13 protein-coding genes are annotated in these 12,794 nt (G+C 69.2%); 12 read left to right on the top strand and 1 reads right to left on the bottom strand.

Annotation, left to right across the window (positions count from 1 at the left end; genetic code table 11):
• Positions 1-133 precede the first annotated feature (133 nt).
• Complete coding sequence (locus tag RBR11_RS14650; protein ID WP_308490115.1) at positions 134-1,495, top strand: MFS transporter; 1,362 nt, start codon at positions 134-136, stop codon at positions 1,493-1,495.
• A 44-nt stretch (positions 1,496-1,539) separates the two neighbouring features.
• Here the strand turns inward: RBR11_RS14650 and RBR11_RS14645 are convergent, their stop codons facing one another.
• Complete coding sequence (locus RBR11_RS14645) at positions 1,540-2,553, bottom strand: LacI family DNA-binding transcriptional regulator (RefSeq protein WP_308490114.1); 1,014 nt, start codon at positions 2,551-2,553, stop codon at positions 1,540-1,542.
• A gap of 241 nt (positions 2,554-2,794) precedes the next feature.
• Here RBR11_RS14645 and RBR11_RS14640 point away from each other — a divergent pair, with 241 nt between their 5' ends.
• The 11 genes from RBR11_RS14640 to gndA are packed head-to-tail and all read left to right on the top strand — an operon-like array spanning position 2,795 to position 12,794.
• Positions 2,795-3,565 carry a LamB/YcsF family protein gene (locus RBR11_RS14640; RefSeq protein WP_308490113.1) on the top strand — a complete coding sequence of 257 codons (771 nt, stop codon included), beginning with the start codon at positions 2,795-2,797 and terminating at the stop codon, positions 3,563-3,565.
• Between the two features lie 5 nt (positions 3,566-3,570).
• Positions 3,571-4,281, top strand: coding sequence for a 5-oxoprolinase subunit B family protein (locus RBR11_RS14635; protein WP_308490112.1), 711 nt, complete (start codon positions 3,571-3,573; stop codon positions 4,279-4,281).
• Positions 4,278-5,276, top strand: a complete 999-nt coding sequence (locus RBR11_RS14630) for a 5-oxoprolinase subunit C family protein (RefSeq protein ID WP_308490111.1) — start codon at positions 4,278-4,280, stop codon at positions 5,274-5,276. The genes RBR11_RS14635 and RBR11_RS14630 overlap by 4 nt, the downstream gene beginning before the upstream one ends.
• Positions 5,273-6,034, top strand: a complete 762-nt coding sequence (locus RBR11_RS14625) for an SDR family oxidoreductase (RefSeq protein ID WP_308490110.1) — start codon at positions 5,273-5,275, stop codon at positions 6,032-6,034. Before RBR11_RS14630 ends, RBR11_RS14625 begins: the two co-directional genes overlap by 4 nt.
• Before the next feature lie 10 nt (positions 6,035-6,044).
• Complete coding sequence (locus RBR11_RS14620) at positions 6,045-6,731, top strand: 4-carboxy-4-hydroxy-2-oxoadipate aldolase/oxaloacetate decarboxylase (protein ID WP_308490109.1); 687 nt, start codon at positions 6,045-6,047, stop codon at positions 6,729-6,731.
• Positions 6,728-7,951 (top strand): aspartate transaminase, encoded by a 1,224-nt coding sequence (locus RBR11_RS14615; protein WP_308490108.1) that lies wholly within the window; start codon positions 6,728-6,730, stop codon positions 7,949-7,951. Before RBR11_RS14620 ends, RBR11_RS14615 begins: the two co-directional genes overlap by 4 nt.
• Complete coding sequence (locus tag RBR11_RS14610) at positions 7,948-8,997, top strand: D-2-hydroxyacid dehydrogenase (protein ID WP_308490107.1); 1,050 nt, start codon at positions 7,948-7,950, stop codon at positions 8,995-8,997. Before RBR11_RS14615 ends, RBR11_RS14610 begins: the two co-directional genes overlap by 4 nt.
• 19 nt (positions 8,998-9,016) lie before the next feature.
• Positions 9,017-9,784, top strand: a complete 768-nt coding sequence (locus RBR11_RS14605) for a glucose 1-dehydrogenase (protein WP_308490106.1) — start codon at positions 9,017-9,019, stop codon at positions 9,782-9,784.
• Positions 9,785-10,825: an L-idonate 5-dehydrogenase gene (locus RBR11_RS14600; protein ID WP_308490105.1), complete on the top strand. Its 1,041-nt coding sequence runs from the start codon at positions 9,785-9,787 to the stop codon at positions 10,823-10,825. It begins immediately after the preceding gene.
• Positions 10,822-11,355, top strand: a complete 534-nt coding sequence (locus tag RBR11_RS14595; protein WP_308490104.1) for a gluconokinase — start codon at positions 10,822-10,824, stop codon at positions 11,353-11,355. The genes RBR11_RS14600 and RBR11_RS14595 overlap by 4 nt, the downstream gene beginning before the upstream one ends.
• Complete coding sequence (gndA, locus tag RBR11_RS14590; RefSeq protein ID WP_308490103.1) at positions 11,352-12,794, top strand: NADP-dependent phosphogluconate dehydrogenase; 1,443 nt, start codon at positions 11,352-11,354, stop codon at positions 12,792-12,794. Before RBR11_RS14595 ends, gndA begins: the two co-directional genes overlap by 4 nt.

Genomic DNA, 12,794 nt, shown 5'->3' with positions numbered 1-12,794 from the left:
TAGATGTCGATTCCTACAGTTCGAGCAGACGGATCCCCCGTCCTCTCCCGCACACGCACAGGACTTCATACCCCGAGCCTGGTGAGCCCCATCCGACACCGTCCTGCTTGAGACCCCGCCAACGGAGGCGAAAATGACCAAACCTGAGACTCACCGCAAGACGCCCGCGAAAGCGGCGATCGCGTCCTGGGTCGGCACCACGCTGGAGTACTACGACTTCGCCGTGTACGGCACGGCGTCGGCGCTGGTCCTGAACGTGCTCTTCTTCTCGAAGGATCTGAACCCGGGCATCAGCACGCTGCTCGCGATGGTCACGCTGGCCGTCGGTTACGCGGTGCGGCCTCTGGGTGCGCTCGTCCTCGGGCCGCTCGCCGACAGGTTCGGTCGCAAGTTCGTCATGATGCTGACGCTGTTCGGCATCGGCGGCTGCACCTTCCTGATCGGCTGCCTGCCGACGTACAGCCAGGTGGGCGCGCTCGCGCCGATCCTGCTGGTCGTGATCCGCGTGATCCAGGGACTCTGCGTCTCCGGCGAACAGGGCAGCGCGATCACCATGAGCCTGGAGCACGCGCCCGAGAAGCGCCGGGGGTTCATCACGAGCTTCACGACGAGCGGCTCCGCATCCGGCGGTCTGCTCGCGACGGGTGTGTTCATCCCGTTTGCGGCGCTCCCGCAGGAGCAGCTCCTCGGCTGGGCCTGGCGCGTGCCGTTCTGGCTCTCGGCCGTGGTCGTCGTGGCCGCCTACATCATCCGCCGCCGGCTTCAGGAGCCGCCCGTCTTCCTCGAGACGCAGGCCGTCAAGGTGCGGATCGCGCCGCTCACGCAGGCGCTCCGGTTCCACTGGGTCGCGATCATCCGGGTCGCGGCGTGCGCGCTGATCGCCGGCGTGAGCTACGTGTTCGACAGCTTCTCGGTTGCGTTTGCCACCACCGGCTACCACTTGGACAAGCCGACGATCCTGTGGGTCGGCGTCATCACGAGCATGATCGCCTTCCTGTTCACACCGCTCGCGGGACTGCTCTCCGACCTGATCGGCCGCAAGACGGTGTTCCTCATCGGCGCCGTCGGAGCGGGGGCCCTGATGATGCCGTACCTGTGGTCGATCACGACGGGCAACTGGCCGCTGATCTTCGCACTGGGCATCCTGTGCAAGGCGTTCTTCTACTCGACCGTCAACGCGGCGTGGCCCGCATTCTTCGCGGAGATGTTCCCGAACCGCGTCCGCGCTTCGGGGCTCACGGTCGGCACCCAGATCGGCTTCGCGATCGCGGGCGGTGTCGCTCCTGTCATCTCCGCGGCGCTCGCGGGCAGCAACCTCCAGAACTGGTTCGGCCCGGCGATGTTCGCGCTCGCCATCACGGTGATCGCAGCGATCGCGGCGCTGACGGCGAAGGAGACGCGCCGGTACACGCTGGACGAGATCGATGAGCTGCAGCAGAGCGAGCGCGAGAGGGAGGTCGTCACCGCGGCGATCGAGTTGCCGACGACGGTCTAGAGACGTCGTCTGCGGAACCCCGGGCCCCGGTCGAGGTCCGGGGTTCAGCCGTCTCTGCGGGGCCCGGTCGACGCCCGGACGGTGAGGTGCGCCGAGATGTGGTCGATGCGGTCCGAGCGATCCCGCGTTGCGAACCTGCCGATGAGCATGTCGACGGACGCGCGGCCGGCGCTCTCGCCGGGAGAAGTGACGGTGGTGAGCGGCGGGTGTGAGAACGACGAGCCGAAGATGTCGTCGCAGCCGACGACACTGAGGTCGTCCGGGATCGACACTCCCAGCTGGTGGAAGCGGTCCAGCGCACCGATCGCCAGCACGTCGTTGAAGAAGATGCAGGCGGTGGCGTGCGTGAGCACAACGGCGTCGGCGGCGGCTGCGCCGTTGGCCAGCGTCGGCTGGTACCGACCGACAGCGACGATCTCGATGTCCCGCTCGCTCGCGGCGGCGGAGATCGCGTCGAAGCGCGTTCTGTCCGTCCACGATCCGTGCGGACCTCGGACGTACGCGATGCGGGTATGGCCCAGGGAGTTCAGATAGTGCACGGCCTGTCCCAGTCCCGCGGGGGTGTCGATCACGACACCCGAAAGTCCCGGGGCCGCCCGGTTGATCACGACGGTCGGCACGACCTGGGCGACCGCACGCAGCACCTCGTCATCGATCCGGGGAGAGGAGACGACGATGCCGTCGACGGTCCGCGACATCTCGCGAAGCCACTGCTCCTCCATCGGCAGTGACTCCTCCGTGCTCACGAGGAGGTGCAGGTAGCTCGCCGCCCGGATCTGAGACTGTGCGCCCCGGATCACGTCGAGGTTGAACGGGTTGGTGAGATTGGGCACGACGAGAGCGATCGTCCCTCGGGCGAGCCGGTTGTCGGCGGCCGGCAGGAGCGCCGAGGTGTAGCCCATTTCCTGCGCCTTGCTGGTGATGCGCTCGTACATCGCGGGGCTCACGCGGTTCGGGTTGGACAATGCGCGGGACACGGTGGACGGAGCCACTCCGCATGCTTCTGCGATCTCGCTGAGTGTGACTCTGCGCTGGACGCGGCGAGCGGGGACGACCATGCGGGATGCCTCCTGAGGCGACGTGTCTGCCGGGCGGGGTCACGCTCCTCCCCAGGGAGAAGCGTGTACCCAGGATATCGAAGTGGCATGAAATTTGCCATTGTCTCGGATACTGACCTTGAAAAATCAGGTCATACCGAGGAGATCTGGCACGAGATGGGCACGTAATGGCATCGAAGAGTGCCGGTCGTCCTAGCCTGATCCCTGACAGCGCGATCACGATGACGAGAGGAGCTGCACGATGACCCGCAAGATCGATCTGGTCGCAGATCTCGGCGAAGGCTTCGGTCCGTGGCGGATGGGCGACGACGCCGCATTGCTGGACATCCTCACGTCCGCGAACATCGCCTGCGGATTCCACGCCGGCGACCCGCAGATCATGGACGAGACGGTCCGCGCCTGCGTGCAGCGCGGCGTCGGCATCGGCGCTCACCCCTCCTTTCCCGACCTGCAGGGGTTCGGCCGCCGAGACATGGGCCTGACGGCGGAAGAGGTCCGCACGGACGTGCTCTACCAGTTCGGGGCGCTGCGGGCGCTCGCCGCCTTCCATGGCGCGAAGGTCGCCCATCTCGCGCCGCACGGACGGCTGGGCAATCTGGTCGCCGTCCGCGAGGACTACGCGGAGGCCGTCGCCACCGCCGCCCGGCGGCTCGACCCCGAGCTCATCGTCCTCGCCCAGGACGGCAAGCTCGCCGACGCTGCCAGGGCCGCGGGCCTTCGGGTCGGCATCGTCGGCATCGCCGACAGAGCCTACGAGGACGACGGCACCCTGGTGCGCCGGACCGAGCCCGGCGCCGTGATCCATGACGCTGAGGAGATCCGGCGGCGCACCGTGCGGATGGTCGTGGATGGCGTCATCGAGAGCCGCAACGGCGTTTCGATTCCCGTCGTCTGCGACACCGTGCTGGTGCACGGCGACACCGCCGGCGCGCTGGCCATCGCGCAGCAGATCCGCGATGGCCTCGAGGCCGCGGGCGTCGTGATCGCCCCGCTCGCCGACTGGCTGGAGTGATCAGCATGTCGAACGCGTCCGTCGTGATCTCGCCCAGCGGGAACTCCGCTCTGCGCGTGGCGAGCACCCTGGCCGACCGCGAAGCCGGCTGGCGGCTCGTTCACCACCTGGCCCGGTTCGTCGACTCGTCCCACGTGCCCGGCGTCGAATGCGTCATACCGACCTACGACGCGGCGCTGATCGAGATCGAGCCGACGGACGTCTCACTCGACGCCCTCCGCGACTACCTCGCTCATGTGATCGAGGGGCTGGACATCGACCTGCCCCTCACCGACGCCCCGCGCACCTTCGACGTCCCGGTGCTCTACGATCTGGACGGCGAACTCGACCTGCTGGACGTCGCCGGCGCGCAGGGGCTGAGCGCCGCGGAGATCGTCCGCCTGCACAGCGAGCCGACCTATGTCGTGCGCTGCCTCGGCGCGCCGGGTGGATCACCCATGCTCGACGGCCCGCCGTTCCCGCATCCAGTGCCCCGCCTGGCGAGCCCGCGTCCTCACGTGCCCCAGGGGGTCGTCTCGGTCGCGGGTCGGCAGGCGACGATCACGCCCGCGGCCGCTCCCGGCGGCTGGTCGCTGATCGGCAGGACTCCGCTGACGGTGCTCGACCTCGAGGCCGAGCCCTTCGTGCCTTACGAACCCGGTGACCTGATCCGCTTCCGTCCGATCGACCGGGACGAGTACGAAGCACTGCGGGGAACCCGGATGGTGGCACGATGAGCGCCGGAACGATCACGTTCATCGAAGCCGGCGCCACCCAGGTCACCGACCTCGGGCGCCGGCGGGGGCCGCGCTACGGTGTGCCGGTGAACGGCGCGCTCGACCAGCGGTCGGCGCGTATCGCGAACATCCTGGTCGGGAACGCCGATGAGGATCCGCTTCTGGAGATCACGGCCCTTGACGTCGAGTTCGTCCCCGATGTCGACGTACTCCTCGCCGTCGCCGGAGCGGACGGCGATCTGACCGTGGACGATGTCACCCGTCCGTCGAACCAGCCGGTGTCCGTTCGCGCGGGGCAGACCGTCGCCCTGCGGCATATCCAGGGCGGGCTGCGCGCCTATCTCGCCGTCCGCGGGTCGTTCGAGGTGCCGCGCCTCCTCGGAAGCTGCGCTCCCGACTCCGTCCTCGGATTCGGCGGACGCGTCGCGAACGCCGCGGCGATCGCCGTGCGGCGGTCGACCGCGCCGATCTTCAACGACCACTTCACCTGCGAGCTGTACTGCCTCGATGTGCCACGCCGGCCGGCGGGCTTCGTCGTCGACGTCACGGACGGGCCCGACATCGACGACTTCGCGGGCACGGCCGATCGCCTTTTCGCGCAGCCGTACCTCGTCACGCCGACGAGCAATCACATCGGTCTGCGGATGACCGGGCCGCTGCCCGAGCGCGTCGCGAGGGGCGAGGTGCTCTCCCGGGGCGTGCCCGTCGGCGCGGTCGAGGTGCCGCCGGGGGATGAGCTCCTCGTGCTGCATCGCGGCCGTGGTGTGACCGCGGGCTATCCCGTGCTCGCCGTCGTGACCTCTCGGTCGCTCGACACTCTCGCCCAGGTGCGTCCGGGGCAGCGACTGCGCTTCCGGCGCGTCTCCGCGGCGGACGCCGCCGCACGAGCGCGCGCCGACCGCGTCGAGCTCGACGCTCTCCGACTTCAGGTCCGGTCCGTGTTCACGGCGCTGGACGCCCTCTCAACCGCCACCACCGGAAGGACCCTTTCATGACTTTCTCCGACTACCGTGTCGCGGTCGTCACTGGCGCGACGAGCGGCGTGGGCCGTGGTGCGATCGACCTCTTCCTCGAGAAGGGGCTCACCGTTCACGCCATCGCCCGTGACGAGTCGCGCCTCGCGGCGCTCGCGGAGAAGGGCGTGATCACCCACGCGCTCGACGTGCGCGACACGGCAGCCCTCACCCGCGAGCTCGAAGGTGTTGAGGCGGACATCGTGCTCAACAGCGCCGGGGTGAGTCGCGCGGGGAACATCCTGAGCTCGTCGGCCGAAGATCTGGACGATCTCATCGAGGTGAACCTCACCGCGGTGATGCAGATCCTCCGCCTCCTCTACCCGGGAATGGTGCTGCGCGATCGAGGTCACGTGCTCAACATCTCCTCGATCGCAGGGCATTACAACTTCTTCGGCCACACCGCGTATCACGCGACGAAGGCCGCGGTGCACCAGCTCTCCCGCCAGTTGCGCAACGATGCGCTCGGAAAGCGGGTCCGGGTCACGGAGCTCAGCCCCGGGCGCATCGAGACCGAGATCTTCTCGCGCAATCTCGGCGGCACCCCGGAGACGGACGCCGCCGCCTGGGCCGAGTTCTACGAGGGATACGAGTCGCTCACGGTCGATGACATCGTCGCGGCCATCGCATTCGCCGTGGACGCTCCCGTCCACGTCAACGTCGGGCTCATCGAGCTCATGCCCACCTTCCAGGTGCCCGGCGGTCTCACCTTCGACCGCCGGGCGCAGGACGCCGAGTAAAGGACACCTCATGGTTCACGTCACCACCAGGATCGAGCGGGCCGACGCGTCCGACATCGCACGTCTCGGCGCGTTCAGCGCCGCAACCATCCACGAGGCGCAGGGCCGTCACGGCGCGCTCGACTCGAACATCAAGCCGATCGACCGGGACACCTCATTCATCGGATCCGCGTTCACGGTCGTCTGTGCGCCGCGCGACAATCTCATGCTCCAGGTAGCGATCCACTACGCGCAGCCCGGCGACGTGCTGATCGTCGCCGCCGGCGGGTTCGCCGAGGCCGGGATGTTCGGCGACGTACTCGGCAACGCGTGCAAGGCGAAGGGGATCGCCGCTCTCGTCACCGACTCCGGGGTCCGCGACACGCAGGAGCTGCGCGAGCTCGGTCTTCCGGTGTTCTCCGGGAGCGTCTCGATCAAGGGCACAGTGAAGGAGACGCTGGGGGCGCTCAACCAGCCGGTGGTGTTCGGCGGCGAGTACATCCGGCCGGGCGACATCGTCAAGGGCGATGCCGACGGCGTGGTCGTGGTGCGGCGGGAGGAGGTCAGCGCGGCCGCCGAACTCTCCGCGGCACGCGATGCGCACGAGGCCGAGCTGATCAAGAAGTACTGGGCCGGCGGAACCACCATCGAGCTGTGCAATCTCACCGAGGTGCTGAAGGCCAAGGGTCTGACCACCGACATCGAGGACGCGTCGTGAGCGACACCCCGGCATCTTCCTTCCGCCCGGCGGCGCGACTCGGCCGCATCAAGCCGTCACCGAGCACCGCCGCAGCCGCACGCGTACGAGAGCTGAAGGCAGCTGGACGTCGCATCCTCGATCTCACGGTCGGGGAGCCGGATTTCGACACCCCGGAGCGCATCAAGGAAGCGGCGATCGCCGCGATCCGGGCGGGGGAGACCAAGTACACCCCCGTGAACGGCACCCCGCGGCTGCGACAGGCGATTCGAGGCTCGCTGCAGCGCACCCACGGCATCGAGTACTCGGACGCCGAGATCACCGTCGGCGGCGGAGGCAAGCAGGTCATCTTCCTCGCCCTGATGGCCACGGTGGACGTCGGCGACGACGTGCTGATCCCGGCTCCCTACTGGGTCTCCTACCCCGACATGGTGCGCGCGAACGAGGGCACTCCCGTGATCGTCCCGACCACCGCGGAGTCAGGATACAAACTCACGCCGGAGCAGCTCGAGGCCGCCATCACAGACCGCACGACCTGGCTGATCCTGAACAGCCCGGGAAATCCGAGCGGCGCGATCTACACCGCCGAGGAGCTCTCGGCGCTGGCTGACGTGCTGCGCCGGCATCCGGGGGTCTCCGTGCTCTCCGACGAGATCTACAGCGAGATCTCGTTCACCGGCTCGCCTGCTCCGAGCCTCGCGGCCGTCGCCCCGGACCTGCGCCACCGCGTGCTCGTGGTGTCGGGCGTCTCCAAGTCGTATGCGATGACCGGATGGCGCCTCGGCTACGCGGCGGGCGATTCCGCGCTGATCGGTGCGATCAACACGCTGCAGTCCCAGACCTCGTCCTGCCCGTCGTCGATCAGCCAGGCGGCCGCCGCCGCAGCGCTGCAGGGACCGCAGGACTTCATCGCCGAATCCGTTCCCGTGTACCGGGCGCGCCGCGACGCCGCCGTGGCCGGCCTCGCAGCCATCGACGGCGTGACCCCTCTCGTTCCCGACGGCGCCTTCTACCTCTACGTCGACTGCGCAGGACTCATCGGCAGGAGCACTCCGGACGACCGTATCCTCGAGAACGATCAGGACGTGACGCTGTACCTCCTGGACCACGTCGGCGTCGCCGTCATCCAGGGCTCCGCCTACGGGCAGTCGCCGTTCTTCCGGATCTCGTTCGCGACCGACATCGATACGATCACCGAGGCGATCGACGCGATCGCCGAGGCCGTCGGAGCCCTCCGATGACCGGGCGGCTGCGGGTGGCGGTGGCTGCGCCGCTGGCTCCCGAGCTGTGCGAGCTGCTCACAGTCCTCGAGCCGCGGATCGATCTGGCCGTGGATCAGTCGCTGCTTCCGCCGATGCGGCATCCGGCGGACTTCTCGGGGGATCCGTCGTTCCGGCGCACGTCCGAGCAGCAGGCCGCGTATGAGGAGCTGTTGGTTACCGCGGACGTGCTGTACGGCATCCCGGATGTGGATCCGGGTGCGCTGGCCCGGGTGGTGCGCGCGAATCCGCGGTTGCGGTGGGTGCACACGATGGCTGCGGGGGGTGGTGGTCAGGTGCGTGGCGCGCAACTGACGGCGGCCGAGCTGGAGCGCGTCGTGTTCACGACGTCGGCGGGTGTGCATGGAGACGCGCTGGCGGAGTTCGCCGTGTTCGGAGTGTTCGCGGGCGCGAAGCATCTGCCTCGGTTGCTGGAGCAGCAGCGGGAGCGGGTGTGGAGCGGGCGCTGGATGATGGGGCAGGTGTCCGACCAGACCGTGCTGGTGCTCGGGTTGGGCGGGATTGGCGCCATGGTGGCGGCGAAGCTGTCCGCGCTCGGCGTCACGGTCATCGGCACGTCGCGCCGTGGGGCAGCGGTCCCGGGCGTCGCGCGCACGATCCATCCGGATGCGGCGACGGAGGTACTCCCGCACGTGGATGCGGTCGTGACCACGCTGCCCGGCACGGACGCCACGTATCACCTGATCGGGCGGGAGTTCCTGTCCGTGCTGAAGCAGGGCGCGACGGTCGTGAACGTCGGCCGAGGCACGGTCATCGATGAGAGCGCGCTGCTCGACGCCCTGAACCGCGACGTCGTCGGATTCGCCGCGCTGGACGTGTTCGAGGTGGAGCCGCTGCCCGAGGACAGCCCGCTGTGGGCGCATCCACGGGTGCTGGTGAGCCCGCACACCGCGGCGCTGGATGCGCGAGAGGACCGCCGCATCGCGGAGTTGTTCGCCGAGAACGCCACCCGATTCCTCGACGGCCGGCCATTGCGCAACGTCGTCGACACTGTCGAGTTCTACTGATCGGACGAGAAGAGAGACCATGACCAGCCCCTTCGATCTCACCGGGCGTCGCGCCCTGGTGACGGGTTCCAGCCGGGGCATCGGCCTCGCCATCGCACGTTCGCTGCTCGAGGCGGGCGCGCACGTCGTCGTCCACGGCCGTTCCAGCGCGGGCGTGGAATCGACCGCAGCCGGACTCGCGGACGAGTACGGGTCGGCGGCGGTGAGCGTGGCCGCGTTCGACGTCACGGACGAGCAGTCGGTGATCGAGGGGGTGGCGACGACCGAGGCCGAAGGACCCCTCGACATCCTGGTGAACAATGCGGGCGTACAGCACCGGGAGCCGATGTTGCACGTGAGCGTGGAGGATTGGGACCGGGTCATCCGGACCGATCTGACGAGCGCGTTCCTCGTGGGGCGCACCGTCGCCCGGGGAATGATCGCGCGCGGTGCCGGGGCGATCGTGAACATCTGCTCGGTGCAGACGGATCTGGCCCGCCCCACGATCGGCGCGTACACCGCCGCGAAAGGGGGCCTGCGCAACCTCACCAAGGCGATGACCGCCGAGTGGGCGGGCAGCGGCGTCCGGGCGAACGGCGTCGCCCCCGGCTACATCCGCACCGAGCTGACACAGGCGCTCGTCGACGACCCGACGTTCAACGCCTGGGTCCTCGGACGCACGCCGGTGGGACGGTGGGGCGAGCCCGAGGACGTCGGCGGCGCTGTCGTGTGGCTCGCCTCGGACGCTTCTCGGTTCGTCACGGGACAGGTCGTCTTCGTCGACGGCGGAATGACGGCGGTGGTCTGAATGTCGAACCCGCTGCACGCCGTCGTGATCCACAAGGCCGGCGACCTCCGCATCGACGAGTTCCCCGAGCCCGTCCCCGCCCCGAACGAGGCCGTCATCGACATCGTCTACGGCGGCATCTGCGGATCCGACCTCCACTACTGGCAGCACGGTGCCGCCGGGGAGTCGATCCTGCGCGCCCCGATGGTGCTCGGCCACGAGGTCGTCGGCATCGTGCGCCGCGCGGCCCCGGACGGCACAGGTCCCGCCGAAGGCGCACACGTGGCCGTGCACCCAGCCACCCCCGCGAAGGAGTACGTCCGCCACCCCGCGGACAGGCCGAACATCTCCGGAGGCGGCTACCTCGGCTCCGCGGCACGGTTCCCGCACCGCGACGGCGCGTTCGCGCAGCGTGTAGCGATGCCGACCCGGATGCTGCGTGTGCTGCCCAACCAGGTCGATCTCAAGGAAGCCGCGCTCATCGAACCCGCCAGCGTCGCCTGGCATGCGGTCAACCGCATCGGCGACGTCGCTGGCCAGTCCGCCCTGGTCGTCGGCTGCGGCCCGATCGGACTGCTCGCGATCGCCGTCCTCAAGGCTCGTGGGGCTCGTCACGTCACGGCCGTCGACCTGCACGACCGGCCCCTCGCGGTCGCGAAAGAGCTCGGTGCGGACATCGTCCTCAAACAGCCCGACGACGCGGATGTCGCGGCGATCGACGCGGACGTCGTGATCGAGTCCTCCGGCAGCCACCGGGGACTGGATACTGCGATCCGCGGTGCGACCCGCGGCGGTGTCGTCGCGATGGTGGGGCTGCTGCCCAGCGGGCCGCAGCCGGTACAGATCGCGCTCGCGATCGCCCGCGAGCTCGACCTGCTCGGGTGCTTCCGGTTCAACGATGAGATCGACGAAGTCATCCGCGCCCTGGCCGATGGCACCCTGCACGTGGCACCCGTGATCAGCCACGTCGAACCGTGGCGATCCGCCAAGAAGGCTTTCGCCGTCGCTGCGGATCCCACCGTCTCCAGCAAGGTCCTCCTCCGCTTCAGGAGTGTGCGATGAGCGCGCCGGCGCACGCGCCTCTCGTCGTCGTGATGGGCGTCTCCGGATGCGGCAAATCGACCGTCGGCGCGGCACTGGCCGACCGGCTGCGCATCCCATTCCAGGACGCCGATGACCTCCACCCCGACACAAACATCGACAAGATGGCCCGGGGAATCCCCCTGACCGACGACGATCGGGCGCCCTGGCTCGCCACGGTCGGCCGCGAACTCGCGCAGAGCGAGAGCACCGGCCTCGTGATCGCCTGCTCTGCACTTCGTACCGCCTACCGCGACATCCTCCGCGCCCACGCCGCGAACGTGGTCTTCGTCCACCTGGCGGCGACGAGGAACGTGCTCGCCGCGCGCATGATGGTGCGGTCCGCGCATTTCATGCCCCTCAGCCTCCTGGAATCCCAGCTGGCCACCCTCGAGCCGCTCTCCCCGCAGGAGAACGGCCTCACCGCCGACGCCGACCAGAGCATCGAAAGGATCCTCGGTATCGCCGAGCCCGCGATCCGCGCCCTCGCGGCGGAGAAGGAGCTGTCATGACCCACGCCAATATCGGAGTCGTCGGACTCGCTGTCATGGGTTCGAATCTCGCCCGCAACCTCGCGAGCCGCGAGGGCAATACCGTGGCGATCTTCAACCGCACCTACGAGAAGACGCAGGGCGTGCTCGACGCGCACCCGGAGGCCGGTTTCATCCCCGCGGCGACGTACGAGGAGTTCGCGGCGAGCCTGTCGAAGCCGCGCACGGCGATCATCATGGTCAAGGCCGGTGCGGGCACCGACGCGGTGATCGACGAGCTCGTCAAGGTGTTCGAGCCGGGCGACATCATCGTCGACGGCGGCAACGCGTTCTTCCCGGACACGATCCGCCGCGAGAAGGCGGTGCGCTCCACCGGGATCAACTTCGTCGGCGCGGGGATCTCCGGCGGCGAGGAGGGCGCGCTGACCGGTCCGTCGATCATGCCGGGCGGGTCCGACGAGTCCTGGGTCACGCTCGGCCCGATCCTGCGCTCCATCGCAGCGATCGCCGAGGGCGAGCCGTGCGTCACGCACGTCGGCCACGACGGCGCCGGGCACTTCGTGAAGATGGTGCACAACGGCATCGAGTACGCCGACATGCAGCTCATCGCCGAGGCGTACGACCTGATCCGCCGCGGCACGGGCAAGAGCCCGGCCGAGATCGCGGAGATCTTCGCGGAGTGGAACCGCGGCGAGCTGGAGTCGTACCTGATCGAGATCACCGCCGAGGTGCTCCGTCAGGTCGACGCTTCCACCGGCAAGCCCCTCGTCGACGTCATCCTGGACCAGGCCGGCGCCAAGGGCACCGGCGCCTGGACCGTGCAGACCGCGCTGTCCCTGGGCGTGCCGGTCTCCGGCATCGCCGAGGCCACCTTCGCCCGCTCGCTGAGCTCGCACCCGGAGCAGCGCGCGGTCGCCGGGTCCCTCCCCGGCCCGGCGGAGGAGTTCGTCGTGGCGGATGAGGCCGCGTTCATCGAGGACGTGCGCCTGGCGCTGTACGCGTCGAAGATCGTCGCGTACTCGCAGGGCTTCGACGAGATCCGCGCGGGCGCGGCCGAGTACGGCTGGAACATCGACCTCGGCGCGATCAGCAAGATCTGGCGCGGCGGCTGCATCATCCGCGCCCAGTTCCTGAACCGGATCGCGGACGCCTACGCCGAGACCCCGGATCTGCCGGTGCTGATGACGGCCCCGTACTTCGCCGAGGCGTTCACCCGCGCCCAGGCCGCGTGGCGCCGCGTCGTCGTCGCCGCCGCGCAGGCCGGGATCCCCTCCCCCGCGTTCTCGTCCTCGCTGTCGTACTACGACGGGATCCGTGCCGACCGCCTGCCCGCCGCGCTCGTGCAGGGCCAGCGCGACTTCTTCGGCGCGCACACCTACAAGCGCATCGACAAGCCCGGCACCTTCCACACCCAGTGGTCCGGCGACCGCACCGAGATCGAAGCCGAAGACACGCACTGA

It is taken from the genome of Microbacterium capsulatum, assembly GCF_030865425.1.
GTDB lineage: Bacteria > Actinomycetota > Actinomycetes > Actinomycetales > Microbacteriaceae > Microbacterium > Microbacterium capsulatum.
The sequence above is the reverse complement of the archived record's forward strand: the minus strand, read 5'-3'. Positions and strand labels throughout refer to the sequence as shown.

Coding starts and splice junctions, on each gene's coding strand:
- RBR11_RS14650 (WP_308490115.1), top strand. CDS start 134: ATGACCAAACCTGAGACTCACCGCAAGACGCCCGCGAAAGCGGCGATC.
- RBR11_RS14645 (WP_308490114.1), bottom strand. CDS start 2,553: ATGGTCGTCCCCGCTCGCCGCGTCCAGCGCAGAGTCACACTCAGCGAG.
- RBR11_RS14640 (WP_308490113.1), top strand. CDS start 2,795: ATGACCCGCAAGATCGATCTGGTCGCAGATCTCGGCGAAGGCTTCGGT.
- RBR11_RS14635 (WP_308490112.1), top strand. CDS start 3,571: ATGTCGAACGCGTCCGTCGTGATCTCGCCCAGCGGGAACTCCGCTCTG.
- RBR11_RS14630 (WP_308490111.1), top strand. CDS start 4,278: ATGAGCGCCGGAACGATCACGTTCATCGAAGCCGGCGCCACCCAGGTC.
- RBR11_RS14625 (WP_308490110.1), top strand. CDS start 5,273: ATGACTTTCTCCGACTACCGTGTCGCGGTCGTCACTGGCGCGACGAGC.
- RBR11_RS14620 (WP_308490109.1), top strand. CDS start 6,045: ATGGTTCACGTCACCACCAGGATCGAGCGGGCCGACGCGTCCGACATC.
- RBR11_RS14610 (WP_308490107.1), top strand. CDS start 7,948: ATGACCGGGCGGCTGCGGGTGGCGGTGGCTGCGCCGCTGGCTCCCGAG.
- RBR11_RS14605 (WP_308490106.1), top strand. CDS start 9,017: ATGACCAGCCCCTTCGATCTCACCGGGCGTCGCGCCCTGGTGACGGGT.
- RBR11_RS14600 (WP_308490105.1), top strand. CDS start 9,785: ATGTCGAACCCGCTGCACGCCGTCGTGATCCACAAGGCCGGCGACCTC.
- RBR11_RS14595 (WP_308490104.1), top strand. CDS start 10,822: ATGAGCGCGCCGGCGCACGCGCCTCTCGTCGTCGTGATGGGCGTCTCC.
- gndA (WP_308490103.1), top strand. CDS start 11,352: ATGACCCACGCCAATATCGGAGTCGTCGGACTCGCTGTCATGGGTTCG.